The sequence below is a fragment of the Microbacterium sp. SL75 genome (assembly GCF_026625865.1).
Lineage (GTDB): Bacteria > Actinomycetota > Actinomycetes > Actinomycetales > Microbacteriaceae > Microbacterium.
In genome coordinates this window covers 1072049-1096315 of record NZ_CP113067.1, presented here as the reverse complement: position 1 = coordinate 1096315, position 24267 = coordinate 1072049, and the positions used below count along the sequence as shown (strand labels likewise).

22 protein-coding genes are annotated in these 24267 nt (G+C 70.4%); 10 read left to right on the top strand and 12 right to left on the bottom strand.

Annotated elements, in window-relative coordinates; genetic code table 11:
- The first annotated feature begins 136 nt into the window (after window positions 1-136).
- Together OVA17_RS04965 and OVA17_RS04960 are read left to right on the top strand one after the other, a co-directional pair.
- Window positions 137-1393 carry a glycosyltransferase gene (locus OVA17_RS04965; protein WP_420712429.1) on the top strand — a complete coding sequence of 419 codons (1257 nt, stop codon included), beginning with the start codon at window positions 137-139 and terminating at the stop codon, window positions 1391-1393.
- A 5-nt stretch (window positions 1394-1398) separates the two neighbouring features.
- The gene (locus OVA17_RS04960) at window positions 1399-2667 is read left to right on the top strand and encodes a glycosyltransferase (RefSeq protein WP_267788574.1); all 1269 of its coding nucleotides are present in this window, start codon (window positions 1399-1401) and stop codon (window positions 2665-2667) included.
- A 128-nt stretch (window positions 2668-2795) separates the two neighbouring features.
- On the opposite strand, the gene OVA17_RS04955 is transcribed toward OVA17_RS04960, so the two are convergent.
- The gene (locus OVA17_RS04955; protein ID WP_267788573.1) at window positions 2796-3053 is read right to left on the bottom strand and encodes a hypothetical protein; all 258 of its coding nucleotides are present in this window, start codon (window positions 3051-3053) and stop codon (window positions 2796-2798) included.
- 87 nt (window positions 3054-3140) lie between these two features.
- Between OVA17_RS04955 and OVA17_RS04950 the strand changes: the two genes are divergently transcribed.
- Together OVA17_RS04950 and OVA17_RS04945 are read left to right on the top strand one after the other, a co-directional pair.
- Window positions 3141-4148, top strand: coding sequence for a GlxA family transcriptional regulator (locus OVA17_RS04950; RefSeq protein ID WP_267788571.1), 1008 nt, complete (start codon window positions 3141-3143; stop codon window positions 4146-4148).
- Between the two features lie 808 nt (window positions 4149-4956).
- Window positions 4957-7155 carry an ATP-dependent Clp protease ATP-binding subunit gene (locus OVA17_RS04945; RefSeq protein WP_267789359.1) on the top strand — a complete coding sequence of 733 codons (2199 nt, stop codon included), beginning with the start codon at window positions 4957-4959 and terminating at the stop codon, window positions 7153-7155.
- 386 nt (window positions 7156-7541) lie between these two features.
- Here OVA17_RS04945 and OVA17_RS04940 read toward each other — a convergent pair whose 3' ends face one another.
- Both OVA17_RS04940 and OVA17_RS04935 read right to left on the bottom strand, forming a co-directional pair.
- Window positions 7542-8126 carry a nitroreductase family protein gene (locus OVA17_RS04940; RefSeq protein WP_267788570.1) on the bottom strand — a complete coding sequence of 195 codons (585 nt, stop codon included), beginning with the start codon at window positions 8124-8126 and terminating at the stop codon, window positions 7542-7544.
- Between the two features lie 159 nt (window positions 8127-8285).
- A complete protein-coding gene (locus OVA17_RS04935) occupies window positions 8286-9647 on the bottom strand; it encodes a glucose-6-phosphate dehydrogenase (RefSeq protein WP_267788569.1) in 1362 nt (453 codons plus the stop codon).
- 113 nt (window positions 9648-9760) lie between these two features.
- Between OVA17_RS04935 and OVA17_RS04930 the strand changes: the two genes are divergently transcribed.
- From OVA17_RS04930 to OVA17_RS04920, 3 genes are read left to right on the top strand one after another with little or no spacing between them, the layout of a single operon-like run.
- Complete coding sequence (locus OVA17_RS04930; protein WP_267788567.1) at window positions 9761-11542, top strand: glycoside hydrolase family 15 protein; 1782 nt, start codon at window positions 9761-9763, stop codon at window positions 11540-11542.
- Between the two features lie 40 nt (window positions 11543-11582).
- A complete protein-coding gene (locus tag OVA17_RS04925; protein WP_267788565.1) occupies window positions 11583-12338 on the top strand; it encodes a hypothetical protein in 756 nt (251 codons plus the stop codon).
- Between the two features lie 15 nt (window positions 12339-12353).
- Window positions 12354-12734 carry a VOC family protein gene (locus tag OVA17_RS04920; RefSeq protein WP_267788564.1) on the top strand — a complete coding sequence of 127 codons (381 nt, stop codon included), beginning with the start codon at window positions 12354-12356 and terminating at the stop codon, window positions 12732-12734.
- Window positions 12735-12742: 8 nt separating this feature from the next.
- Here OVA17_RS04920 and OVA17_RS04915 read toward each other — a convergent pair whose 3' ends face one another.
- The 5 genes from OVA17_RS04915 to OVA17_RS04895 form a co-directional block, all read right to left on the bottom strand.
- Window positions 12743-13900 (bottom strand): hypothetical protein, encoded by a 1158-nt coding sequence (locus OVA17_RS04915; protein WP_267788563.1) that lies wholly within the window; start codon window positions 13898-13900, stop codon window positions 12743-12745.
- 131 nt (window positions 13901-14031) lie between these two features.
- A complete protein-coding gene (locus OVA17_RS04910; protein ID WP_267789358.1) occupies window positions 14032-15165 on the bottom strand; it encodes an ABC transporter permease in 1134 nt (377 codons plus the stop codon).
- 5 nt (window positions 15166-15170) lie between these two features.
- Window positions 15171-16055 (bottom strand): ABC transporter ATP-binding protein, encoded by an 885-nt coding sequence (locus OVA17_RS04905; RefSeq protein ID WP_267788562.1) that lies wholly within the window; start codon window positions 16053-16055, stop codon window positions 15171-15173.
- A gap of 274 nt (window positions 16056-16329) precedes the next feature.
- Complete coding sequence (locus OVA17_RS04900) at window positions 16330-17007, bottom strand: response regulator (protein ID WP_267788561.1); 678 nt, start codon at window positions 17005-17007, stop codon at window positions 16330-16332.
- Window positions 17000-18259, bottom strand: a complete 1260-nt coding sequence (locus OVA17_RS04895) for a sensor histidine kinase (protein ID WP_267788559.1) — start codon at window positions 18257-18259, stop codon at window positions 17000-17002. The genes OVA17_RS04900 and OVA17_RS04895 overlap by 8 nt, the downstream gene beginning before the upstream one ends.
- A 144-nt stretch (window positions 18260-18403) precedes the next feature.
- Here OVA17_RS04895 and OVA17_RS04890 point away from each other — a divergent pair, with 144 nt between their 5' ends.
- Entirely contained in the window at window positions 18404-18976 is a 573-nt protein-coding gene (locus OVA17_RS04890; protein ID WP_267788557.1) for an NADPH-dependent FMN reductase, read from the top strand.
- A gap of 259 nt (window positions 18977-19235) precedes the next feature.
- Here OVA17_RS04890 and OVA17_RS04885 read toward each other — a convergent pair whose 3' ends face one another.
- Window positions 19236-20081: an exodeoxyribonuclease III gene (locus tag OVA17_RS04885; protein ID WP_267788556.1), complete on the bottom strand. Its 846-nt coding sequence runs from the start codon at window positions 20079-20081 to the stop codon at window positions 19236-19238.
- 309 nt (window positions 20082-20390) lie between these two features.
- Here OVA17_RS04885 and pyrE point away from each other — a divergent pair, with 309 nt between their 5' ends.
- Window positions 20391-20969, top strand: a complete 579-nt coding sequence (gene pyrE / locus OVA17_RS04880) for an orotate phosphoribosyltransferase (RefSeq protein WP_210076888.1) — start codon at window positions 20391-20393, stop codon at window positions 20967-20969.
- A 756-nt stretch (window positions 20970-21725) separates the two neighbouring features.
- Here the strand turns inward: pyrE and OVA17_RS04875 are convergent.
- The 3 genes from OVA17_RS04875 to OVA17_RS04865 form a co-directional block, all read right to left on the bottom strand.
- On the bottom strand, window positions 21726-21881 hold the full coding sequence (locus tag OVA17_RS04875; protein WP_267788554.1) for a hypothetical protein: 156 nt from the start codon (window positions 21879-21881) through the stop codon (window positions 21726-21728).
- A gap of 18 nt (window positions 21882-21899) precedes the next feature.
- Window positions 21900-22730 carry an HAD-IIA family hydrolase gene (locus OVA17_RS04870; protein WP_210075830.1) on the bottom strand — a complete coding sequence of 277 codons (831 nt, stop codon included), beginning with the start codon at window positions 22728-22730 and terminating at the stop codon, window positions 21900-21902.
- A 110-nt stretch (window positions 22731-22840) separates the two neighbouring features.
- Entirely contained in the window at window positions 22841-23011 is a 171-nt protein-coding gene (locus OVA17_RS04865) for a CsbD family protein (protein ID WP_210075832.1), read from the bottom strand.
- A 191-nt stretch (window positions 23012-23202) separates the two neighbouring features.
- Here OVA17_RS04865 and OVA17_RS04860 point away from each other — a divergent pair, with 191 nt between their 5' ends.
- On the top strand, window positions 23203-24150 hold the full coding sequence (locus tag OVA17_RS04860; protein WP_267788553.1) for an SDR family NAD(P)-dependent oxidoreductase: 948 nt from the start codon (window positions 23203-23205) through the stop codon (window positions 24148-24150).
- Window positions 24151-24267 lie beyond the last annotated feature (117 nt).

Genomic DNA, 24267 nt, shown 5'->3' with positions numbered 1-24267 from the left:
GTCCGTCCGGGATCCGGGGGACCGTCGGCGCCACCCGTGAAGCGGCCCGGGGCCCCCGAAATTCGCTCGGGTACAGTGGGGAAGCGCATGCACCTTCCCCTCGCCACGACCGCCGCATAGATAGGCCTCACCCCTCGTGACCACTCCTGCGACGCCCGCCGATCCTCCCGCGCCCGCCGCGTCGAGCGACTCCTCGACCGCGCCCGAAGCGGTGCCGACCCCCGATCGGCCGCTGCGGATCCTCATCGGCGCCGACACCTTCCTCCCGCACGTCAACGGTGCCGCCCGCTTCGCCGAACGTCTTGCGGCGGGTCTCGTCGCCCGCGGACACGAGGTGCACGTCGCGGCCCCCAGCGCGCAGCACGGCAAGGTCGGCACCGGCACAGAGGTCATCGAAGACCAGCCGATGACGGTGCACCGGCTGCCCTCTCACCGCTTCCTGCCGCACGACTGGCTCACCTTCGTGTTCCCGTGGCGCGCGAAGCACTACGCCCGCATCCTGCTCGACGAGATCAAGCCCGATGTCGTGCACATCCAGTCGCACATCATCATCGGTCGCGGTCTCGCCCGTGAGGCGCGCAAGCGCGGCATCCCGGTGATCGCGACGAACCACGTGATGGCCGAGAACATCCTCGATTTCACGACCCTGCCCGACGCGCTCGACCGCCTCTTCGTGAAGCTGGCCTGGGCCGACGCGGAGCGCACGTTCAAGATGACGCGTGCGGTGACGACCCCCACCCGCAAGGCGGCCGACTTCCTCGAGTCGACGATCGACATCTCGGGCGTCATCCCCATCTCGTGCGGTATCGACCGCTCCAACTACCGGCCCGACTTCACGCCGCGCGACGCCAACCGCATCCTGTTCGTCGGGCGCCTGACGACCGAGAAGCACATCGACGTCGTGCTGACGGCGTTGTCGCAGCTCGACCCCGCTCTCGATGCCACCTTCGACATCGTCGGCGGCGGCGACCAGCGCGCCAAGCTCGAGACCCTCGCGCAGCAGCTCGGAGTCGCCTCGCGGGTGACGTTCCACGGACACGCCTCCGAAGAGGACCTGCGCACGCTGTACTCACGGGCCAGTGTCTTCGCCATCGCCTCGATCGCGGAGCTGCAGTCGATCGCCACGATGGAGGCCATGGCATCCGGCCTGCCGATCGTCGCCGCGAACGCCGTGGCCCTCCCGCACCTCGTGCACGAGGGAGACAACGGCTACCTCTTCGAGCCGGGCAATGCCGAAGAGCTCGCCGCGCGCCTGACCGACGTGCTCAGTGCGGCTCCCGACGAGCGGAAGCGTATGCAGCAGGCGTCCCTCGATGCCGTCGCCGTGCACGACATCAACCGCACGCTCGACACCTTCGAGGCGCTGTACCGCGGTCGACCGCTGCCGGAGTAACGCCCGTGCACGTCGTGATGTTCGCCGACCAGCACCTCGAGTCGCTCGGCGGCGCGCAGGTGTCGATGCGGTTGCAGAAGCGCTTCCTCGAGCGCGCGGGTCACGTCGTCACGGTCGTGGCGCCGCGCCTGCATCGACCGGCCGACCACGACGCGGCCTACCTCGACCTGCCGTCGATCGCGATCACCCCTGACCGCGAGTACGCGCTGACCTGGCCGGGCGCCCGGACGGACAGATTCCTGGATGCCGAGATGGGCGCGCGGCTCCCGGTCGACGTCGTACACGTGCAGGCCGACTTCTGGGGCGCGTTCATCGGCCACCGCTACGCCGCTCGCCACGGCCTGCCGGTGGTGCACACCATGCACAACCGCGTCGACGTGGGGATCGAGGCGACCGCGCCTTTCCCCGGGCTCGTGCTGCGCGCGCTCAACGCCTGGGCGCGGCGAGTGCTTCCGGATGCCGTCGGGTCTCGCGCGAGCGCGCCGACCTCGGACGGCTCGGTCGCGTCTGCGCGAGGTCGGCGAGTGGCGCCGAGTCCGGCGACCCCGCGCCCCGCCGACGGGTGGGCGTTCCTGCGACAGCTCGCCCACCTTTCGCGAGCCGTCACCGCCCCCTCCGGCCACTTCGCCCGCCGCCTCGAGACGCACGGCGTGGCCGATGCGGTCGACGTCATCTGGAACGGCATCGACGACGATGTGCTCGACGCGGCACTGAGTGCCGAGGCGGGGGTTCGCCGGCCCGGCCGCCCGCGGTTCATCTGGCTCGGCCGCATGAGTCCCGAGAAGCGCCTGCTGCCGTTCCTCGAGGCGGTCGTCGCCTCGGGAATCGACGCCGAGGTCGAGATCGTCGGCGGCGGGGCCCAGCTGCGCGCCGCGCGACGACTGATCGAACGGTCGTCGCCCGTGGCCTCGGTGATCTTCTCGGGCCGCCTTCCCTACGCCGAGACGCTCCGGCGTCTCGGCGATGCCGACGTCGTCGTGCAGACCTCGATCGGGTTCGAGACCCAGGGCATGACGGTGTTCGAGGCGGCCTCGCTGGGGACCCCCGCCGTGGTGAGCGACCCCGACATCGCCGCCGAGCTCGGCTCGGGCGTCTGGGCGGTTCGGGATGCCACGGTCCCGGCGCTTGCGGAGACCCTGCGCCGTGCCGCGGACGACGTCGCCGCCGGCTCACCGATCGTGCCCGATCCCTCCATCGCCGAGCGGTTCCGCCAGTCCTCGCGCACAGCGGCGATGGTCGACGTGTACGCTCGCGCGGTCGCCGCGGGCCGCTAAGACGACCGGTCCGAGCGGATCGGAAGACCCCGCACGCGCGCGGACGGAGCGTGTCGCGACGCGCCGGGGTGCCGGCATCCGGGATCGGGGTGTGTTTCCCTGTCTGAGACCGTGCGCGGCGGTGACCGTCACGGTGTGGGCGCGACGGCGGGGCCGGTCGCGGCGTGCCGGGCCTCGGGGGCTGCCGCCCGCAGCGTCTCGAGCGGCGCCTGGTTCTTCGCCGCGCGGGGCTCTCGCGGGGCCTCGCCCCTCGCCGCGCGGGGCTCTCGCGGATCCGCACGCCGGGGGTCCGTGGGAACCCGGCCGTAGCCGTCGGTGCGGACGAGCCACACGGTTCCGACGATGCCGGCCAGAGAAAGGATGCCGAGGGCGATGAAGTAAGCCATGGCAGAAAAGCTACGGGTAGAGGAATGGTGCCCACGAGTGGCATGATGGACGCCTGTCGTCAGATTTCTGCCACACCGGAGGTTCGCATGCGCTCGGTCGCCGTCGTCATCCAGCCCGGGTTCGCCCCGTTCGAGTTCGGTCTCGCCTGCGAGGCGTTCGGCTTGGACCGCAGCGATGACGGCATCCCGAACTTCGACTTCCGAATCGTCGCGCCCCACCCCGGTGTCGTGCCGTCGAACATCGGGTTCTCGGTCAACGTCGAACACGGACTGGATGCGGCCGCCGACGTCGACATTCTCGTGCTCGCGCCGATACCGCGCGCGCAGTGGGGAGCCGTCGACCCGCGCGTGATCGAGGTCGTCCGTCGGGCTCACGAGCGCGGCGCCTGGTTGCTGAGCGTATGCAGCGGGTCGTTCGTGATCGCGGCATCCGGAGTCCTCGACGGCAAGCGGGCGACGACGCACTGGCGCTACGCCGACGTCATGGCGCGGATGTACCCCGGGATCGAGGTGGATCCCGATGTGCTCTACGTGCAGTCCGGGAACATCATCACCAGTGCCGGCACCGCCGCCGGGCTCGACGCGAGCCTTCACCTGCTGCGTCAGGAGCTGGGCTCCGAACTCGCCAACCGCATCGCCCGTCGCATGGTCGTGGCGCCCCAGCGCGACGGAGGCCAAGCGCAGTTCATCGCCTCACCGATCCCGATCGATTCCTCGCTCTCGCTCGCCCCGGTCACCGAGTGGATGCTGCAGAACCTGGATGCCGAGCTCTCGGTCGACCGGCTCGCGGCGCGCGCCCACATGTCGCCGCGCACCTTCGCTCGGCGGTTCAAGGCGGACCTGGGGGTGACCCCGGCCGCGTGGCTCGCGCGTCAGCGTCTGCTGCACGCCCAGCGGATGCTCGAGCAGACCGACCTGGGCCTCGATCGGATCGCCGCGGAGTGCGGTTTCGGCTCGGCCGCGGTGCTGCGCCAGAACTTCGCCCGCACGATGGGGCTGACCCCCACGGCGTACCGCGCGCGTTTCTCGTGCGGCGAGCCCGTGGCATCCGGGGCTGATGTTCCCGCGCGGGATGAGGAACCGATCCCGGCCTGAGTTCGCCGGGTTGGGTTCCGGTCTCCACGGGTCCCGGCCGGTGGTCTGGCCGGTGGGCCGGTGCGCCGGCCCGGACAGGTGCCCCGGTTCTGTGCCTCGGCCCGGTGTGCCTGGCTGGTGTCCTGGCCGGTGATTCGGCCGGTGGGCCGGTGCGCCGGCCCGGACAGGTGCCCCGGTTCTGCGCTTCGGTCCGGTGTGCCTGCCCGGTGTCCCGGTGTCCTGGCCCAGTGTTCTGGCCTGATGTCCTGGTGCGCCTACCCGGTGTCCCGGTGTCCCGGCCCGGTGTCCTGGTGGTCCGGCTCGTGGCACGGTCGGTGGCCCGTCTCCGGTGGGCCGACGGCCCGACGGCCCGTGCCGTCGTGCGGAGTTCGCGGCCGACGCCTGTTCCGGCGGGCGTGGCGGCGGCGTGTCGGACGGAAGTCCGCGCGACGGTCCGTGGCGACGTGTGCGGCGGGGTGTGGTTTGTGCCCGAAGCCGAGCCGCGGGGCAGGGCCGTCGGGCGGAGAACGACGCCGACACGCCGTTTCGCCGCCGCCCCCACCGGCGTGGCGCGGCAACGCTCCGCATGACGGCCCGTCTCGGCCCGCACGTCGACCTCGACGTCGACGTCGACCTCGACCTCCGCCTCGACCTCGACCTCGACCTCGACCTCAACCTCAACCTCGACCTCAACCTCAACCGGGTCTTCCCCGTGTCACGGCCCCGTCTCGGGTGCCCCGACCCCCATTGCCCCGTGACTCCCGCGCTGCTAAACTTGAGTCAACGCAGCTCAACTTTTGAGGCGGCGAACAGACTTTCAGGAGAACATATGAACGCCACACAACAGCCGGGGCAGGAGGACGCGCGCAGCGCCCTCGAGCAATTCGGCATCAACCTCACCGACCGGGCTCGCCAGGGCAAGCTCGATCCCGTGATCGGGCGCGACGGCGAGATCCGCCGCGTCAGCCAGGTGCTCACCCGGCGCACGAAGAACAACCCCGTGCTCATCGGCGAACCCGGCGTCGGCAAGACCGCCGTCGTCGAGGGGCTCGCGCAGCGCATCGTCGCGGGCGACGTCGCCGAGAGCCTCAAGAACAAAGAGCTGGTCTCGCTCGATATCTCGGCTCTCGTCGCGGGGGCGATGTATCGCGGCCAGTTCGAGGAGCGCCTCAAGAGCGTCCTCAAAGAGATCACCGAGTCCGACGGCCGCATCATCACGTTCATCGACGAACTTCACGTTCTCATGGGCGCGGGTGGCGGCGAGGGGTCGGTTGCGGCCAGCAACATGCTCAAGCCGATGCTCGCGCGCGGCGAACTGCGCCTGATCGGTGCGACCACGCTGGACGAGTACCGCGAGTTCATCGAGAAGGATGCGGCGCTCGAGCGGCGCTTCCAGCAGGTCTACGTCGGCGAGCCCACGGTCGAAGACACCGTGGCGATCCTGCGCGGCCTCAAGGAGCGGTACGAAGCTCACCACAAGGTCGCGATCGCCGACGCGGCGCTCGTTGCCGCGGCATCCCTGTCCAACCGCTACATCCCCTCGCGTCAGCTGCCCGACAAGGCCATCGATCTGATCGACGAGGCCGCCTCGCGGCTGCGAATGGAGATCGACTCCGCGCCGCTGGAGATCGACGAACTGCGCCGACACGTCGACCGCCTCAAGCTCGAGGAACTCGCGCTGAAGAAAGAGAAGGACGACGCGTCGAAGGAGCGCCTGGCGACCCTGCGCGAGACCCTCGCCGCCGAACAGGCCAAGCTCGACGACCTGCAGGCCCGGTGGGAGCGCGAGCGCGCCTCACTCAACCGCGTCGGTGATCTGAAGACCCGACTGGATGCCGCTCGCGTCGACGCCGAGCGCGCGCAGCGCGAGGGCAACCTCGAGCGGGCATCGCGACTCCTCTACGCCGAGATCCCGGCTCTCGAACGCGAGCTCATGGTCGCCGAGCGCGAAGAACCGGCGGGCGACCGCATGGTCAACGATCAGGTCACCGACGAGGACATCGCGGCCGTCATCGCCGCGTGGACGGGGATTCCGGTGGGGCGCCTGCTGCAGGGCGAGACCGAGAAACTGCTGCACCTCGAGCGCGAGCTCGGCAAGCGCCTGATCGGACAGAAGGATGCCGTGAAGGCGGTGTCCGACGCGGTGCGTCGCTCGCGCGCGGGCATCAGCGACCCGAATCGCCCGGTCGGCTCCTTCCTCTTCCTCGGCCCGACCGGCGTCGGCAAGACGGAGCTGGCGAAGTCGCTCGCCGACTTCCTCTTCGACGACGAGCACGCCATGGTGCGCATCGACATGTCGGAGTACGGCGAGAAGCACTCGGTCTCGCGCCTGGTCGGTGCCCCTCCGGGGTACGTCGGGTATGAGGCCGGCGGGCAGCTCACCGAGGCCGTGCGTCGGCGCCCCTACAGCGTCGTGCTGCTCGACGAGGTCGAGAAGGCGCACCCCGAGGTGTTCGACGTGCTGCTGCAGGTCATGGACGACGGTCGCCTGACCGACGGCCAGGGTCGCACGGTCGACTTCACCAACGTGATCCTGATCCTGACCTCGAATCTCGGGTCGCCCATCCTCATCGACCCGACCCTGTCGATCGACTCCAAGCGCGAGCAGGTGCAGGCGCTCGTGCGCCAGGCCTTCAAACCCGAGTTCGTGAACCGCCTCGACGACATCGTCATCTTCCAGGCGCTCAGCCAGGACGACCTCGCACAGATCGTCGAGCTCGCGGTCGACGCGCTGCACAAGCGCCTGCGCGAGCGGCGGCTGAGCCTCGCGGTCACACCCGATGCCCGGTCGTGGCTCTCCGAGCGCGGCTACGACCCGATGTACGGCGCCCGGCCGTTGCGCCGTCTGATCCAGACCGAGATCCAGAACCGCCTCGCCATGGCGATCCTCGCCGGAACGGTGCGTGACGGCGACGTCGTGCGGGTCGATGTGGCCAGCGACGGCGACTCGCTCGTGCTCGTCAGCACCGGCCCCGCGCAACCGGAGCCGGGCGACGACGACGTCATCGAGGCGGAGATCGTCGAGTAGCGGGAGCGAGGGGGATGCCGCGTCGAGGGCGTGGCATCCCCCCTCTGCGTTCGAGGATGCGGCGCGTCTCCCGCTCGCTCGACACTCCGTGCATAAACGCCGTCTCTGCTCGCTCGACGTCCCGTGCACGAGCGCCGTTTCCCGCTCCTTCGACCCCCGCGCAGAAACACGCTCTGCTCGCAGAAACGCGAGCAGAGCGTGTTTCTGCGCGCAAATAGCGTTTATGCGGGCGGGGGGGGATACGGCGACCCGGTCCCGGTTGCCCCGCGGGGCAGCCCGGACTCCGGATCACCCGCGCCACGCGAACGAGAACGCTCCCCGCCCGGAGGGACGCCGTACGAGGGCGGTCCTCCCGGCGGGGAGCGTGAAAGGGCGGATGCCGTGGCTCAGTCGTCGACGAGCAGCGACTCCTCGACCGTGCGACGCTGGCGCGGCGCGAGCTCGCGCTGACGCAGGCCCTCTTCGGCGGCGTCGACGTCGCCCAGGGCGCCCACCGCGATCACGGTGACGGGGGTGAAGCGGGCGTCGATGTCGAACGCCGCGCGCAGGTCGTCGGCGACGAAGCCGCCCATCTGGTGGGTGGCGAGGCCCTCGGCGTGCGCCTGCACGGTGAAGTGGGCGGCGGCCTGTCCGCTGTCGTACAGAGCCCAGGTACGAGCCTCGCCGTCTTCTGTCTCGGTCTCGGCGAGCACGACGAGAAGAGCGCCGGCCGCGGGAGCCCAGGCCTGGTTGAAGCCCATCAACGCGGCGACGACGCGCTCGTGCGCGGCGGTGCCCCGGCGCGCCACGATGAAGCGCCACGGCTGGAAGTTCATACCCGAGGGAGCCCAGCGGGCGGCCTCGAGGGCGGACCGCAGGGCCGACTCGTCGATCGGCGTCTCGGGGTCGAAGACGCGGGTGCTCCAGCGCTCGGCGAGGACGTCGAGGATGGGGGCGTCGGTGGGGGCGGTGCGGTCGAGGGTGAGAGACATGGGGACTCCTGAGAACGAGGGCTGATCCGGGACGCCGTTGACCCGAACCATTGAACGCCATGAGACGGCGAAGTGTTCCCGTGTGAACCTATAGGTCTGCCATGAGCCGCCGGTCCGCAACCGGCGGCGGCGAGGCCCCGGTGCGCGCGGCGGCGTCGGTCAGGCGTTCCACGACGCGGGACCGGCGGTACCCGCCGGGTACTCGTCGAGCGGGACCTCGCCCTTGCGCCACGCGTCGATGACCGGCTGAACGATGCGCCAGCACTGCTCGGCCGCATCGCCGCGGACGGCGAGCATGGCGTCCCCATCGAGGATGCCGGAGAGGACTTCGCCGTAGGCCTTGAGGGCGCCCTCGCCGAGGTGGGCGGAGAGGTTAACGCGCTCGAGGTCGAGAGGGTCGTCGGCGCCGTTGATGTTCAGGCCCAGGCTGATCGTGTCGGGCCCGAGCGAGAACACCATCTGGGAGGGCTCGCTCTCGCCGATGAACCCGTCGGGAAGATGCCGGACGGGCTTGAACGTCACGGTGACGGCCGGGTCTCCCGCACCGAGTGCCTTGCCCGAGCGCAGCAGGATCGGAACGCCCTGCCAGCGGGCCGTGCGCACCTCGACGGTCATCTCGGCGAGCGTCTCGGTGTCGCGCGAGGCATCGACCCCGGGCTCGTCGACGTACGACGAGAAGTGGCGGTCGCCCACGTCGCCCGCGGTGTAGCGTGCGCGGCGCGAGTTCGCGACCGGGTCGTCGTCTTTCACGTGGGTCGCGCGCAGCACCGCCGAAGTCGCATCGCGCAGATCGAGTTGATCCAGGGATGCCGGGGGCTCCATCGTGACGAAGGCCATGACCTGCAGGAGGTGGCTCTGGATCATGTCGACCAGGGCACCGGCCGCGTCGTAGTAGCCGGCGCGGCCCTCGAGGCCCAGGGCTTCGGGGAAGTCGATGCGGATCGAGGCGATGTCGTCGGCCGACCAGACGCTCTCGACGATGCGATTCGCGAATCGCGTGCCCAGCAGGTTCAGCACGGTGGAGCGGCCCAGGAAGTGGTCGATGCGGAACACCTGGTCTTCGGGCACCAGGGTCGCCAGCTGCGTGTTCAGCGTGCGGGCGCTCGCCTCGTCGGTGCCGAACGGCTTCTCGAGGGCGAGGATCGTTCCCTCGGGGATCGTCACGTCGCTGAGCGCGAGGCACGCCTTCTCGGTGACCGCCGGGGGCACCGCGAAGTACAGGGCCGGTCGGCCCTCGGCGTCGTCGAGCAGCTTCTGCAGATCGGCGGCCGTCGTGATGTCGGCTCGAGAATAGGTCGTCTCCGAGACGGAGGCGAAGGCGTCGTCGGCATCCATCGTCTGGAAAGCCTTCTCGACCACCTCGCGCCAGTGCTCGTCGGTCCAGTCCTCCATGCCCGCCCCGTGCAGACGCACGGACCGGTTCGGCTCGCGCGAGAGCAACTGGCCGAGGGCCGGGAGCAGCAGTCGCGAAGTGAGGTCGCCCGAAGCGCCCAGGATGATCAGGGTGGTGTCCGCAGCCATGGGGTCACCGTAGCGCTCGCCCCCGACATCGCCGTGCCGCTTGCAGCGGGCACAGGGAAGTCACTAGCGAGATCGATCGACACGATGTCGGCGGTACCTGCCACAATCCGAGGGTGACGACTCCGATCGAGGACTACGCGGTCCTCAGCAACTGCCGGTCCGCCGCTCTCGTCTCCTCCGCGGGGAGCGTCGACTGGTTGTGCCTGCCGCGGTACGACAGCGGGTCGATGTTCGGCGCCCTTCTCGGCGATGAGTCCCACGGTGCCTGGACGCTGCGTCCCGCCGACCCCGAGGCGCGGGCGACCCGGCGGTACGACGGCGACACCTTCGTGCTCGTCACGCGGTGGGAGACCTCGACCGGTATCGCCGACGTCTACGACGCCATGCCCGTCGACGAAGGCGTGGAGGCCCTCATCCGCCGCGTGGTCGGGGTCTCGGGCGAGGTCGATTTCGTCAGCGAGGTGCGTCTGCGCTTCGACTACGCCCGTGCGGTGCCGTGGGTGCGTCAGATCGGCGGCGGCGACGAGCACGTCATCCTCGCCGCGGCCGGCCCCGATTCGGTGACGATCCGCGGACCCCGCCTCATCGCCGTCGACACCGCCCACCGCGGCCGTTGGACGACGGAGCCGGGCCGAAGCGTCGACTCCGTCCTCGCCTGGGGCCCGTCGTGGCAGGAGCCGCCCGTCGCCTTCAACGTCGAGGCGGCGCTCGAGCGCACCCGCGAATGGTGGGCCGCGTGGGCCGACCGCGTGCAGGCCGCCGGTACCCACGCGGCGCTGGTCACGCGCTCGCTCATGGTGCTGCGCGCCCTCACGCACTCCGAGACGGGCGGAATCGTGGCGGCGGCGACGACTTCTCTCCCCGAGGCCTTCGGCGGTTCCCGCAACTGGGACTACCGCTACGTCTGGCTCCGCGACGCCGCTCTCACCCTCAGCGCCTACATCGACCACGGCTACCTCGATGCCGCGCACCGCTGGCGCGACTGGCTGCTGCGCGCGATCGCGGGCGACCCGTCCGACGTGCAGATCATGTACGGGATCGCGGGGGAGCGCGACCTGCCCGAGCGCGAGATCCCCAGTCTTCCCGGCTACGGCGGCGCGGCCCCCGTGCGCATCGGCAACGGCGCGGTCGACCAGTACCAGGCCGACGTCATCGGCGAGGTAATGGTCGCGCTCGAAGCTGCGCGCAACGCCGGCGTCGAAGAGACGACGTTCTCGTGGTCGCTGCAGCGGGCGCTCCTCGACCAGCTGGCGACCGAGGTCGACCGCCCCGACCTCGGGATCTGGGAGATGCGCGGCGAACCCCACTTCTTCACGCACTCGCGGGCGATGGTGTGGGCGGCGTTCGACCGTGGCATCCGGGCCGTCGAAGAGGGCGGGCGCGACGGCGACGTCACCACGTGGCGTACCCTGCGCGATCGTGTTCGGGCCGACATCGACGCCCGCGGTGTGCACGCGGGCGGTTGGTTCACGCAGCACTTCGACACCGACGAGGTCGATGCCTCGCTTCTCGTGCTGCCGCAGGTGGGTTTCTGCGCCTACGACGATCCGCGCATGCTCGCCACCGTCGCGCGCATGGAACAGACCCTCATGCCCGACGGATGGCTGCTGCGTTACCGCGCCACGGGCGTGGACGGCCTGACCGGCGACGAGCATCCCTTCCTCGCCTGCTCGTTCTGGCTGGTGGGGCAGTACGCCCACAGCGGCCGCCGCGACGAGGCCGTCGCGCTCATGCACCGGCTGACGGCCGTCGCCAACGATCTCGGCCTGTTGTCCGAGGAGTACGACCCCACGACCGGTCGTCAGGCCGGGAACACCCCGCAGGCGCTCTCGCATCTCGCCCTGGTGGGGGCGGCCGACGCCCTCGACGCCACGGCGCCCCACCGAGAGGCCTGAGCCCGCCCCGACCGCACCGGCACGGCCCTAGAGTCAACGCATGGACGACGACGTCGAGCTGCGCCGGCTGCGCGAGCGCGTGTACGGGGCCGAGGGGGCGTCCGCGACCCCCGCGATGATCGAGCGTCTCGCCGAGCTCGAGGAGCGGGTCCGCCGCTCCGGCTCCTCCGCCGCCCCCGAGTCCGCGGGTTCGACGCCCGCCCCCGTCGCCCCCGTCGCCGTGCGCTCCGTCCCCGGAGCCGCGGCCCCTCTCGAGGATCCCCCGACCCCCGGAGCCGCCGCCCCTGACGAGGATCCCTCGACCCCGGATGCCGCCCCCCTCACGCCCCGGCGCGTTCTGCGCCTCGTGCTCCTCTCCGTCGGCGCTCTGGCTCTGCTCGGTATCGGCATCGCGATCGGTGCGAGCGTGGCCCCCACCATGGCCGCGACCCCCAATCCCGCGTCGGCGGCCTATCCCGAGCTGACCTTCCCGCAGACGATCGAGGACGTCATCTCGGCCGACATCCTGCGCGACAGCGGGATCGACGCGGGGAGCACGCGCTACATCGCGACGGTGAGCGACTTCCGCATCTACCTCGCCCAGCCCGACGATGGCGACGGACGCTGCATCGTCGCCTTCACCTCCACCGACAATCGACCGTGGTCGGCCGGCTGCGCGAGCGGGGCACAGGAGGGAGCCGCGATCTTCGGGGTCGACGAGACCCTCACCGTCGCGATCGGGGATCCCGATGATTCCGATGTCACCGGCATCCCGATCCGTTTGTCACCGAGTGTCACGGCGTACGTGACGCAATAGCGAAGGCGAACGACGATGTTCCACGCCGATGGCGCCTACTCCGGGTTCGCGGTCGACGACCTCGAGGCGGCGCACCGTTTCTATGCCGACACCCTCGGACTCCGCGTCGAGGTGCTCGAGGGATCGGGCTTTCTCACGCTGCATCTCGGTTCCGGGGGACGCGTGCTCGTCTACGGCAAGCCCCACCACCAGCCGGCCTCGTTCACGGTGTTGAACTTCCCCGTGGCCGACGTCGAGGCGGCTGTCGACGACCTGCGCTCCCGCGGCGTCGACACGAAGATCTACGACGACGCCGACTTTCCCGCCGACTCCCGCGGCATCATGCGCGAGGGCGGTCCGCTGATCGCGTGGTTCCGTGACCCGGCGGGCAACGTCCTCGCCGTCCTCGACGAATGACGGATGGCTCAGCCCATCGCGCGGAGGTCGGTTCCGGTGGCATCGAGGCGGAAGGACTGGTCGCGGTAGTCATCGCGCAGTCCGAACGATATCTCGGGCGCCTCGACGCTGCGGTTGAAGGTCGGGCTGTCCAGGTCGGTGTCGGTCGTGCGGTGGATGAACACCGATCCGCCGTCTGTCGGTAGCCCGCTCTGGGCCGAAGCGTTCTCGATGGCCGGCCAGATGCGGTCGAGAGCCACGTCGGACCACGAAAACTGTTCCTCGGCGAGCTGGGGCTGGCTGCTCGCGGGCCCGTCGTGGCTGACGCGGCCCCCGCGGTAGGTCCACTCGTCGGTCTCGATAGCGCCGGCACGGACCGGGGCGTTCACGATCACGGCATCCGCGATCACGGTGATCGACACCACTCGATCGTGACCGATCGCCTCCTCGAGCGACCTCTCGGCGCTGAGGAGGGTGTCGGGCCGGCGCATGTCGACGCTCCACCGTCCCTCCGACCACGCGTTGACGGTCAGGCCGAGACCCTCTCGGAACGGCAGCAGAACGGCACCGGCGGCGAGGGCCGCGACCACGGCGAACAACGCGAGTCGAAGGGGACGTCCGCGGCGGCCGATACCGATGAGAGGCCCGCGGCGACGGCCTTTGTCGATGCGCGTTCCCGGGGGGATCGATCGGACCTCGACCTCGGTACGTGTCGGGATGACGAGGCGCTCGATCTCGGCGGGCGAGAGTTCCCCGTCGACGAAGGCGACCTCGGGGCCGCCCTCGAGCAGGATCGCGACATCGCGTTCGATACCGGACTGATAGGCCGGCAGCTCGATCAGCGGGACGATCGTGCGGATCGTGGTCGCCCACGCGTCGCCGGTGAGCGCGACCACCGTCACATCGATGTCGCAAACCGGCTGCTCGTTGATGAACGTCCCGGTCTGGCGAACCGAGTCGATGCGGGCGCGTCCCAGGCGGCGGGCGTCGCGAGCCTCGTGGACGGCGGCGGCAGAGGGGAATGACGCCGAGAGACCGCTCGCCAACCGGGTGACGGTGATTGCGAGGATGAAGACCGTGAGCGCGATGCCGAAGATTGGCATCCCGGTGTCCGGATTTCCGAGCAGGGCGACGATCAGAGCCCCGATCACCACTCCCAGGGCGGCGGAAGCAACAAGGCGAAGCACCCGAAAAGCCTAGACGTCCCGGGTGAGCGTCGGGAAAAGGGGGCGGGATGCCGTGGCTCCGGGAACCCGCAGAAGGGCGGGGGTCACCGTGGCCACGGCAACCCCCGCCCGGCTGACCGGACCCGAACCGGTCAGCCCCGCAGAGCCTCGCCGAGCTTGACGCGCGCCCCCATGCGCAGCAGCGAGTTGCGGTAGATGCGGGCGGCGACGCCGATCGCGAGCACGCACGAGGCGAGCAGAACGAGGAGCGAGAGCACGGGTTCCCACCACTGCGCGTCGCCGAGGTACATGCGCAGCGGCATCCCCACCGGAGCCGAGAACGGCACGTACGACATGATCGTCAACACGACGGGGTTGTCGTTGAAGAAGATCACCAGGAAGTACGGCGCCATGATCAGCATCGTGATCGGGGTGGTCGTCGCTCCGATGTCCTCCTGCCGCGAGACCATCGCGGCGGCCGCGGCGAACAGCGCCGCCAGCAGCACGAAGCCGAAGAGGAAGAAGATCGCGAACCACGCGATCGGGGCGCCGAGGGCGTCGAGCACCCCCGCTTGGCCGGTGACGGCGAGTCCCACGACCGCGACGGCGGCGAGCAGCACGATCTGCGCCATCGCGAGGATCGTGTTGCCGAGCACCTTGCCCGCCAGGAGCGCCCGCACCGGAATCGCCGAGATGAGGATCTCGACCACGCGCGTCTGCTTCTCTTCGACGACGCTCTGCGCGATGGTGCCCCCGAAGGTCGTCGCGGCGATGAGGAAGACGAGGCCGAAGGCCAGCGCGATGAAGTACCGCAGCACGTCGGCGGCGGTCGAGCCGGGCTCGAGCCGGTCGACCGGCGGGGTGTCGCTCAGCATCTGCAACAGGGTCGAGGGGACGCTGTCCTTCACCACGACGGTGAAGTCGAACGCCGAGTCCGACGAGTCCGAGATCAGGGCGGCATCCACCGTCCCGTCCGCCACGAGAGCGCGAGCGGCGTCGTCGCTGTCGGCAACCGTCACCTCGAGTCCGTCGAGGCCCGACACATCGCCCTGCGTCTGCGAGGTGACGGCGACGGGGATGCCGCTGCCGCTGGCGTTCGAAGCGGTGAAACCGCCCCAGAGCACCGACGCCAGGGCGGCGACGATGAGGATCGCGGTGGAGATGACGAATGCCTTGCTGCGCAGCTTCGAGCCGATCTCCCGCTCGGCGACCAGCCAGATGCTCTGCACCTCGCCGGGCGCGCGGTGCGGTGCGGTCTTTCGTGCCGGTGCCTGCGCGGTGGTCACGGTGCTCACTGGATGACCTCCTTGAAGATCTCGGCCAGGGTGGGCTGCTGGGGGGAGAAGCTGGCGACGTCGCCGCGTCCTACGGCTTCGCGCAGAACCCGCTGGGCGACGAGGTCGTCGTCGGCGTCGAAGAGGGCGTAGCCGCCGTCGAAATCGATCACGCGCACGCCGGGCTCGTCGCGCAGCCACCCGGTGTCACCGCGCGAGACCAGCTCGTACCGGTGGGTCGCGTGCTCGGCGCGGAGGCCCTCGCGGCTTCCCGCCGCTCGGATCGTGCCGTCGGCGATGATGACGAGGTCGTCGCAGAGACGCTCGACCACGTCGAGCTGGTGGGAGGAGAACAGCACGGCCGCGCCCTCGGCGGCCTTCTGCTGCAGGACGCCGGCGACCACGTCGACCGCCAGCGGATCGAGACCCGAGAAGGGCTCGTCGAGGATCAGCACCTCGGGCTCGTGAACGAGCGAGGCCGCGATCTGTGCGCGCTGCTGGTTGCCCAGCGAGAGCGTTTCGATGAGGTCGCCCAGGCGCTCACCGAGTCCGAGGCGCTCGAGCAGGGCCGTGGCTTTGGAGGTCGCCTCGGTCTTGCCGAAGCCGTGGAGCCTCGCGAGGTAGGCGATGTGCTCGGCCACCTTCATCTTGGGGTACAGCCCGCGCTCCTCGGGCATGTACCCGAAGCGACGGCGGTCGGAGGCGGTGACCGGGGCGCCGTTCAGCTCGACGGTGCCGGCGTCCTTGCCGAGCACGCCCAGAGCGATGCGCATCGTCGTGGTCTTTCCCGCGCCGTTGCCGCCGACGAAACCCGTGAGGCGCCCGGGGGCGACGTCGAAGCCCACCCCGTCGAGCACGCGGCGTCCGCCGTAGCTCTTGGTGATGCCGTCCAGATGGAGCACGATGCATCCCTTCTTCTCGATGTCTCCCACGCTAGGGATCCGGATGCCGCGTCGCCTCCGCCCCGGGACGGTTCTGCGTGTCCGCCGCAGGGGGGAGGGCCCCTCCACCGCGGGGCTGCGGCAAGGCGCCCAGATCACCCTCGATCGCCGAGACGACCCGCGGTGGCGGCGGTACGGCGCCCGGCCCCGCGGGCGCGGCGGCCCGGCGGGCGCGGCGGTTCGGGCGCGGCGCCCAACCCGACCGGCCCCGGCCCGGCGGGCGCCCGCGCCGCCGTCAGGCCAGACCGTGCCGGTGGGCCAGCACCACGGCCTGCACGCGGTCGCGCGCGCCGAGCTTCTGCAGCAGGTTCGACACGTGCGTCTTGACCGTCGCCTCGCCGATGAACAGGCGTGCGGCGATCTCGGCGTTGCTGAGCGCCTCGGCCACCAGCCGCAGCACTTCGCTCTCGCGCTCGGTGAGAGGCTCGGTCAGACGCAGCGGCTCGATCGTCTCGGAGGAAGTGGATGCCGGCACCTCGGCACCCTGCGAGGCGAAGCGCTCGATGACCCGGCGCGTAACCTCGGGTGCGAGCAGCGCGTCTCCGGCCCCGACGATGCGCACCGCCGAGACGAGCTCTTCCGGGCCCGCGTTCTTGAGCAGGAACCCGCTGGCCCCGGCGGCCAAGGCCGAGAAGAGGTAGTCGTCGCGATCGAAGGTCGTGACGATGAGCACCGCCGCGTCGGAGGCGGGGTCGGCGGTCAGCTGGCGAGTGGCTTCGAGGCCGTCCATGCCGGGCATCTGCACATCCATGCAGATCACGTCGGGCCGCAGGCGCGCCGCCGCCGCGAGTGCCTCGAGCCCGGATGCCGCCTCGCCCACGACCTCGATGTCGGGCTCGAGCGACAGGATCGTGCGGAAGCCGGCGCGCATCATGGCGTGGTCGTCGACCAGCAGCACGCGCACCTCAGACATGTGCCACCCCCGCCGGCGTGAGGGGCACGCGCACGCGCACGAGGTAGCCGCCGCGCGAGCGCGGCCCGATCTCGATCGTCCCGCCCGAGACGGCCGCGCGCTCGCGCATGCCGAGCTGCCCGAGCCCCGGCGTCGACGAACCGCGGCGTCCCGTGTTCGAGATCTCGAGCTCGACGGCATCCGTCTCGAACCTCAGGCGCACGTCCGCGCTGGCATCCGGCCCCGCGTGGCGGCGCGCGTTCGTCAGCGCCTCCTGCGCGATGCGGTACAGGTTCACCTGCACGAGGGGAGGGGGATCGCACGCGGGATCGCCGACGACGGTAAAGGTCGAAGGGAGCCCCGCGGCGGTGGCGTCGTCGACGAGGGCCTGGATCGAAGTCAGCCCGTGGGTGGTGGGCGCGGTCTGGGGGGCGGCGTCGCCGTCGGGCGTGCGCAGGGTCTCGAGAAGCTGGCGCAGCTCGTGCAGCGAGGCACGCGCGGAACTCTCGACGCTCGCCAGGGTTTCGCGAGCGGCGTCGGGGTCACGCGTCAGGAGCGACCGGGCGACCCCCGCCTGGACCCCCATGAGCGAGACGTGGTGGGCGACGACGTCGTGCAGTTCGCGCGCGATACGAACGCGGTCGAGGGCGACGGCCTGTGCCGCGGTCACCTCGCGCTCGGTCTCGAGCTCGGCGGTGCGTTCCTCGAGGGCCGCGCGCTCTCGCATCTGCTGGTGCGAACGGTCGCCGAAGTAATAGGCACCCCCGAAGAAGAGGGCGTTGATCCCGATCATCAGCAGTTGGTAGGCGACGAACGGCGAGAAGGCGCCGGCGCGCGAGAACGCGCCTCCGGTGATCCCCTCCACCGGTTGCGTGGCGTCTTGGAACATCACCACGAACAACCAGGCGAACATCCCCACGATGATGGCGACGCGCACGATCGTCGCGCGGCGGCGGCTCGTCTCCCACGCGCCGACCGTGTACAGCGCGATGAACATGGCGATGTTCCCGGCGTAGATCTCGGGGATGCGCAGGGTCACGGCGAGGAAGTACGCGAACGACACGATCACGGCCACCACCGACGGCCAGCGCCGACGCAACGCGATGGGGGCGGCGAGCACGAACACGTAGCCCACCGCGAGGGCGAGCGAGGCCTGCTGGTCGCCGTAGAGGCCCGACACCGACGACAACACCGCGCTGAGCAACCCGCCGAGCAGCAGCACGATCGCGAGCACGATGTCGTTCCGCTGTTGCGCGCGCGTGATCCGTGGCATCCCTCCACGCTAGAGGCGACCGCCGACACCTGCATCCCCCGCACGGCGGAGTCAAGAGGAGGGGGAATACAGGTTCGACCGTGATGCTTGCACGTGAATGAATCAGGGCGCTCGGCGCCCCCGTCGTCCAGAAAGAGGATCATCGTGACCGACTACACGATCGGCTACATCGTCGGCAGCATCTCCAGCACCTCGATCAACCGCCGTCTGGCGAAGGCACTCGAGAAGGTCGCCCCCGAGGGCGTGACGCTGAAGGAGATCCCGATCAAGGATCTGCCGTTCTACTCGCCCGACTACGACGGGAACTTCCCCGAGGTCGCGACGGAGTTCAAGAAGGCGATCGAAGACGCGGACGGCGTGTTCATCGTCACCCCCGAGTACAGCCGCTCGATCCCGGGTGTGCTCAAGAACGCGCTCGACTGGTCGGCGCGCCCCTACGGCGAGGCGTCGTTCAACGACAAGCCCACCGCCGTCATCGGCACCTCGCAGGGCGGTATCGCCACCGCCGCCGGTCAGCAGCACCTGCGCGCGGTGCTCCTGCACTACAACGCCCTGGTCCTCGGCCAGCCCGAGGGGTACATCCAGTCGACCCCCGGCCTGTTCGAAGAGGACGGCACCGTCACCGACGAGGGGACCGCCGCGTTCCTCCGCTCGATCATCGAGGCGCTGGTGACGCTGGTCGAGCGCACCGCTCCCGCCGAGGTCTCCTCGGTCTGACGCTCCCGCACGGCGGGGTCGGGGTTCGCTCCGGCCCCGCCGTCGTGCGTTGCGGGGTGCACTCTTCGCGCGCACCATGCGTTCTCGAGGGGATCGGGTACCGCGGCGGCCCCGCAGAATCGGGTGGATGCAACGGACGCGGGCCATCCGGCGCCTGAGCTCCGAATCTGTTGCCGTGGGTTCGGGTCCGGTGCCTCGCGGGCACGCCGATCGACACACCTGCGCGGGTGGATGTCTCCGGATGCCGCGACCTCGGCGTTCAGCCGAAGATCATCGGCAGGTCGTCATCGTCGTCGGCGTGCGACAGCTCGAGGTCGGCGACGACGGGGACGTGGTCGCTGGGGACCTCGCCCTTGCGTTCGTTGCGATGGATCTCGGCGCCGTGGACGGCGTCGGCGAAGGCGCGCGAGCCGAGGATGAAGTCGATGCGCAGACCCTCGTTGCGCGGGAAGCGCAGCTGCTTGTAGTCCCAGTAGGTATAGCCGGTGGGGATGAGCGGTCGCACCACGTCGGTGAGCCCCGCCGTCTCGAACGCGGCGAAGGCCGCCCGCTCGACCGGCGAGACGTGCGTGCTCGCACCCTGCACGATCGTCGGGTCGCCGTTGTCGTCGTCGGTCGGGGCGATGTTGAAGTCACCGGTCAGCGCGAGAGGCAGGTCGGGGTCGGCCGCGAGGGTGTCGGCCGTGTACTGCCGCAGCTTGTCGAGCCAGTCGAGCTTGTAGGTGAAGTGCGGGTCGTCGAGCCCGCGACCGTTGGGCACGTACAGGCTCCACACGCGGACGCCGTTGACGGTGGCGCCGATCGCGCGGGCCTCCTGCGGGAGGTCGGGCCCCTCTTTGCCCTTCTCGAACCCGGGCATGCCGGGGAAGCCGATCTCGACGTCCTCGAGCGGCTCACGGCTCGCGATCGCGACGCCATTCCACTGGTTCATTCCGTGCGCTGCGACGTGGTAACCGGCCTCCTCGAAGGCGGCGTACGGGAACTGCTCCGTCTTGCACTTGATCTCCTGCATCGCCAGCACGTCGATGTGCTCGCGCACGCAGAACTCGACGGTGCGGGTGACGCGGGCGCGGATGGAGTTGACGTTCCAGGTGGCCAGGCGCATGGCATCCAGCCTACTTTCGTGCGCCGACATCGCCGCGCGGGCGAGACGGTCGCGGCCCGTCGCGCGGAGTCGGTGGCCGACATGCCGTTCGGGTCGCCGATGGGGCGGCGTGCCGGGGCCGAACTCCGCGGGACGGCGGGCGGCGTGCCGGGTCGGTTGGTGGGCCGTCGTGCGGAGTGCGCGGGCGGCGCGCCGGGTTCGCCGCAGCAGGGGCGGAGTGTCGGGGGAAATCTCCGCACGACGGATGCCGCAGACCCGCGCCCCGCAGCGGCCCGGTCCGCGGCGGGGCAGGGCAATAGAATCGACGCCGTGACCACCGCCTCCACGCCCGAGCTCGAAGCCGACCGTCAGGCCCTCATCGGCCTCATCAAGGACGAGGCGGTGTTCCACGGCGACTTCACCCTCTCGAGCGGCAAGAAGGCGACGTACTACGTCGACATGCGCAAGCTCACCCTCGACCACCGCGCCGCCCCCGCGATCGGCCGTCTGGTGCTGGACCTCGTGAAGGACCTCGACGGCGTCGTGGCCGTCGGCGGCCTCACGCTCGGCGCCGACCCCATCGCCAACGCCGTCATGCACGAGTCGGTGCACGCCGGAACCCCGCTCGACGCGTTCGTCGTGCGCAAAGAGCCCAAGGACCACGGCCGCGGTCGCCAGATCGAGGGCGCCGATGTCGAGGGCAAGCGCGTCGTCGTCGTCGAAGACACCTCGACCACCGGCCAGTCCGCCCTCAAGGCCGTCGAGGCGCTGCGCCGCGCGGGTGCCGAGGTCGTCGCCGTCGCCGTCATCGTCGACCGCAAGACCGGAGCGCAGGCAGCGATCGAGGCCGAGGGTCTGCAGTGGCTGGGATCCATCGACCTCGATGACCTGGGCCTCGCCCCGCAGTAAGCAGTCCCGCTCCGCCGGACCCTCGGCCGGTGCGTCGGTGGGTCGACGCGCTGTTACGAGAACAGGGTGATGCGACGAGAACAGGGCGTTTCGTGGGGTTTCGTCCTGTTTTGGTGGCGTCTCCTGTTCTGGTGACGGGGTGGCGGATGCCGGCTCTTGGGCGCCCGGCCGGGGTGCAGCCGCCGGGGTGCGTCGGGGCGTCGCCGCGTTGTTACGAGGACAGGGTGGTGCGACGAGAACAGGGCGTTTCGTGGGGTTTCGTCCTGTTCTGGTGGCATCCCCTGTTTTGGTGACGGGGTGGTGGATGCCGGCCCCTGGGCGCCCGGCCAGCGCGCAGCCGCCGGGGTGCGTCGGTGCGTTGTCGCGTTGTTACGAGAACAGGGTGATGCGACGAGAACAGGGCGTTTCGTGGGGTTTCGTCCTGTTCTGGTGGCATCTCCTGTTTTGGTGACGGAGATGGCGGATGCCGGCCCTTGGGCGCCCGGCCGGGGTGCAGCCGCCGGGTGCGTCGCCGCGCTGTTACGAGAACAGGGCGGTGCGACGAGAACAGGGCGTTTCGTGGGGTTTCGTCCTGTTCTGGTGGCATCCCCTGTTCTGGTGACGGGGATGGCGGATGCCGGCACCCCGGCGCTCAGCCAGCGCGTAGCCGCCGACCGCGTCGGCGCGCCCCGCGCCGGACCCGCCTCAGGATGACCCGCCTCAGGTCGACCCGCCTCAGGTCGCCCCGACGCTCGACCCGCCTCAGCCCGGCCCGCCTCAGGCCGACCCGTCTCCCGACCCGTCGCCCGGCCCGTCGAACGGGTCTCGCCGCCCGCCGCCGCGCCGCGAACGGCGCCACTGCACGATGAAGGCCACGAGCGTTCCCGCCGTGATGAAGAAGGCGACGATCAGCCAGAGCGTACGGTCGTCCATGGTGTCTCCTCGTCGGGGTCAGAGACCCGCTTCGAGGCCTTCCTCACCATCGGCGAGGTCGGACTCGAGGGGCTCCTGGCGCACGAGCTCGGCGACCGAGCCGAGAATCTCGTCGGGGCGGAAGGGGTAGCGCTCGATCTCTCGCTGGTCGCTGATGCCGGTCATGACGAGCACGGTGTGCAGCCCGGCTTCGATGCCGGCCACGATGTCGGTGTCCATACGGTCGCCGATCATGCCGGTGTTCTCGCTGTGCGCACCGATGCGGTTGAGGGCCGAGCGGAACATCATCGGGTTCGGCTTGCCGACGATGTACGGCTCCTTGCCCGTGGCCTTGGTGATGAGTGCGGCGATGGCTCCGGTCGCGGGCAGCACGCCCTCGGTAGAGGGGCCCGTGGCATCCGGGTTCGTGGCGATGAAGCGGGCGCCCCCGCGGATGAAGCGGATCGCCTTCGTGATCGCTTCGAAGGAGTAATTGCGGGTCTCGCCCACGACGACGTAGTCGGGCGTGGTCTCGGTCATGATGAAGCCCGCCTCGTGCAGGGCGGTGGTCAGCCCCGCCTCGCCGATGACGAAGGCCGATCCGCCGGGCATTTGCGACCGGAGGAAGTCGGCGGTGGCCAGAGCCGAGGTCCAGATCGAGGACTCGGGCACGACGAGACCGGACGCCCGGAGTCGGGCACTGAGGTCACGCGGAGTGTAGATGGAGTTGTTCGTCAGCACGAGGAATGGGGTTCCCTCGGCCCGCCACTGTGCGAGCAGTTCGGACGCCCCGGCGATGGGCGTGTTCTCATGGACGAGGACGCCGTCCATGTCGGTCAGCCAGCACTCGATATCGCCTCGGGTCCGCATAAGGCCCAGCCTAGACCCGGCCACCGACACGCTCCCAGGGGTGGTGCTGCGCGGACGAGCGTGGGCGGGCCCGACCGAAAGTCGTGGCCCGCCCGACCGCGGATGCCGACTTACTTGAAGGTGTCCTTCACGTCTTCGCCGGCCTTCTTCGCGTCGGCCTTGACCTGGTCGGCCTTGCCCTCGGCGGCGAGCTTGTCGTTGTCGGTGGCGTTGCCGATCGCTTCCTTCGCCTTGCCCACGATGTCCTGAGCGGCGTTCTTGATCTTGTCGTCGAGACCCATGATCTGACTCCTCTTCGTCGTTTCGGCGTCGGCGGCGAGGGGATCTCGTCGCGACGGAGCGGGTTGCTCACCGATGAGACGCACCCCGAGCGCGATTCGTCACGCGACGTCGCGAAAAACTTCTCGCCGCGGGTATTCCGTTCACGGAATGCACCCGTGACGGACGCGCCTGATCTCGTTAGGGTCGAAGGGTGACGCGAGCCGAATGGGACCCCGAGAACCTCCCGAACCTCTCCGGGCGGTCCTATCTCGTCACGGGCGCCACTCGCGGGCTCGGCTTCTTCGCGTGCGAGCAACTCGCCGCCGCCGGCGCCCACGTGCTGCTCACCGGCCGAAACCCCAACAAGATGTCCGCGGCCAAGGCGGCCATCAAGCGTTCGACTCCGGATGCCAGCATCGAGACGCTTCTGCTCGACACCAGCAACATGGGTTCGGTGCGGGCCGCGGCCGCCACGGCCCGCGCGCGCGGGCGGCTCGACGGGCTCCTTCTGAACGCCGGCATCGTCCACCCGCCGAAGGAGCGCCAAACCGCCGGCGGCCACGAGCTCGTCTTCGCCACGAACGTGCTGGGCCACTTCGCCCTGGCCGGCGAGCTGCTCAAACCCCTCGCCGCTGCCCGCGGCCGCATGGTCTGGGTGGGCAGCATGTCGACGTCGCTCTGGCGGCACGTACCCACCGATCCCGAGCTGCACGAGGGCTACTCGCCGTGGCGCGCCTACGTGCAGTCGAAGGCCGCGACGACCGCGTTGGCCCTCGAAGCGCAGAAGAGGCTTCTCGCCCACGGCGTTCCGATCCAGAGCCTCGTGGCCCACCCCGGCTACTCGACGAGCGGCCGCACGCGCGGCGTGCGCGGCGTCAACGAGCCGAGTCGGCTCACGCGCTTCCTCGACAACCTGCAGGCGCCGATCACCCAGTCCAAGGAGCAGGGCGCCTGGGCCCTCGTCCGCGCTCTCGTCGACCCGTACGCCGAGGGCGGCGCGATGTACGGACCGGCGCTCGTCGCCCGCGGAGCCCCGCGCGTGGCGACCCCGGCCCGCCGGACGCGGGGCAGCGAGCTCGGTGCCGACCTGTGGCGCGCGTGCGAGACGGCGACGCACGTGCGCTGGCCCTTCGATCGGGCTCGGCGCGCGGCATCCTGAATCCGGCCTCGCGCCACCGCTGAGCGGAGGAGGACCGAGGGAGAACCTCACGAGGGTCCTCTACTCGCCGGATCCCCTCCCGTGCACCGGCCGCAGCTCGCGCGAGCGGTCGACGGC

What these genes read in the sequence shown, in the direction of transcription:
- OVA17_RS04940 (WP_267788570.1), bottom strand. Translation starts at nt 8,126, where the DNA reads ATGTCTCTCACCCTCGACCGCACCGCCCCCACCGACGCCCCCATCCTC.
- OVA17_RS04900 (WP_267788561.1), bottom strand. Translation starts at nt 17,007, where the DNA reads ATGTCTGAGGTGCGCGTGCTGCTGGTCGACGACCACGCCATGATGCGC.
- OVA17_RS04945 (WP_267789359.1), top strand. Translation starts at nt 4,957, where the DNA reads ATGAACGCCACACAACAGCCGGGGCAGGAGGACGCGCGCAGCGCCCTC.
- OVA17_RS04865 (WP_210075832.1), bottom strand. Translation starts at nt 23,011, where the DNA reads ATGGGTCTCGACGACAAGATCAAGAACGCCGCTCAGGACATCGTGGGC.
- OVA17_RS04935 (WP_267788569.1), bottom strand. Translation starts at nt 9,647, where the DNA reads ATGGCTGCGGACACCACCCTGATCATCCTGGGCGCTTCGGGCGACCTC.
- OVA17_RS04950 (WP_267788571.1), top strand. Translation starts at nt 3,141, where the DNA reads ATGCGCTCGGTCGCCGTCGTCATCCAGCCCGGGTTCGCCCCGTTCGAG.
- OVA17_RS04870 (WP_210075830.1), bottom strand. Translation starts at nt 22,730, where the DNA reads ATGCGGACCCGAGGCGATATCGAGTGCTGGCTGACCGACATGGACGGC.
- OVA17_RS04955 (WP_267788573.1), bottom strand. Translation starts at nt 3,053, where the DNA reads ATGGCTTACTTCATCGCCCTCGGCATCCTTTCTCTGGCCGGCATCGTC.
- OVA17_RS04895 (WP_267788559.1), bottom strand. Translation starts at nt 18,259, where the DNA reads ATGCCACGGATCACGCGCGCGCAACAGCGGAACGACATCGTGCTCGCG.
- OVA17_RS04920 (WP_267788564.1), top strand. Translation starts at nt 12,354, where the DNA reads ATGTTCCACGCCGATGGCGCCTACTCCGGGTTCGCGGTCGACGACCTC.
- OVA17_RS04875 (WP_267788554.1), bottom strand. Translation starts at nt 21,881, where the DNA reads ATGGACGACCGTACGCTCTGGCTGATCGTCGCCTTCTTCATCACGGCG.
- OVA17_RS04885 (WP_267788556.1), bottom strand. Translation starts at nt 20,081, where the DNA reads ATGCGCCTGGCCACCTGGAACGTCAACTCCATCCGCGCCCGCGTCACC.
- OVA17_RS04925 (WP_267788565.1), top strand. Translation starts at nt 11,583, where the DNA reads ATGGACGACGACGTCGAGCTGCGCCGGCTGCGCGAGCGCGTGTACGGG.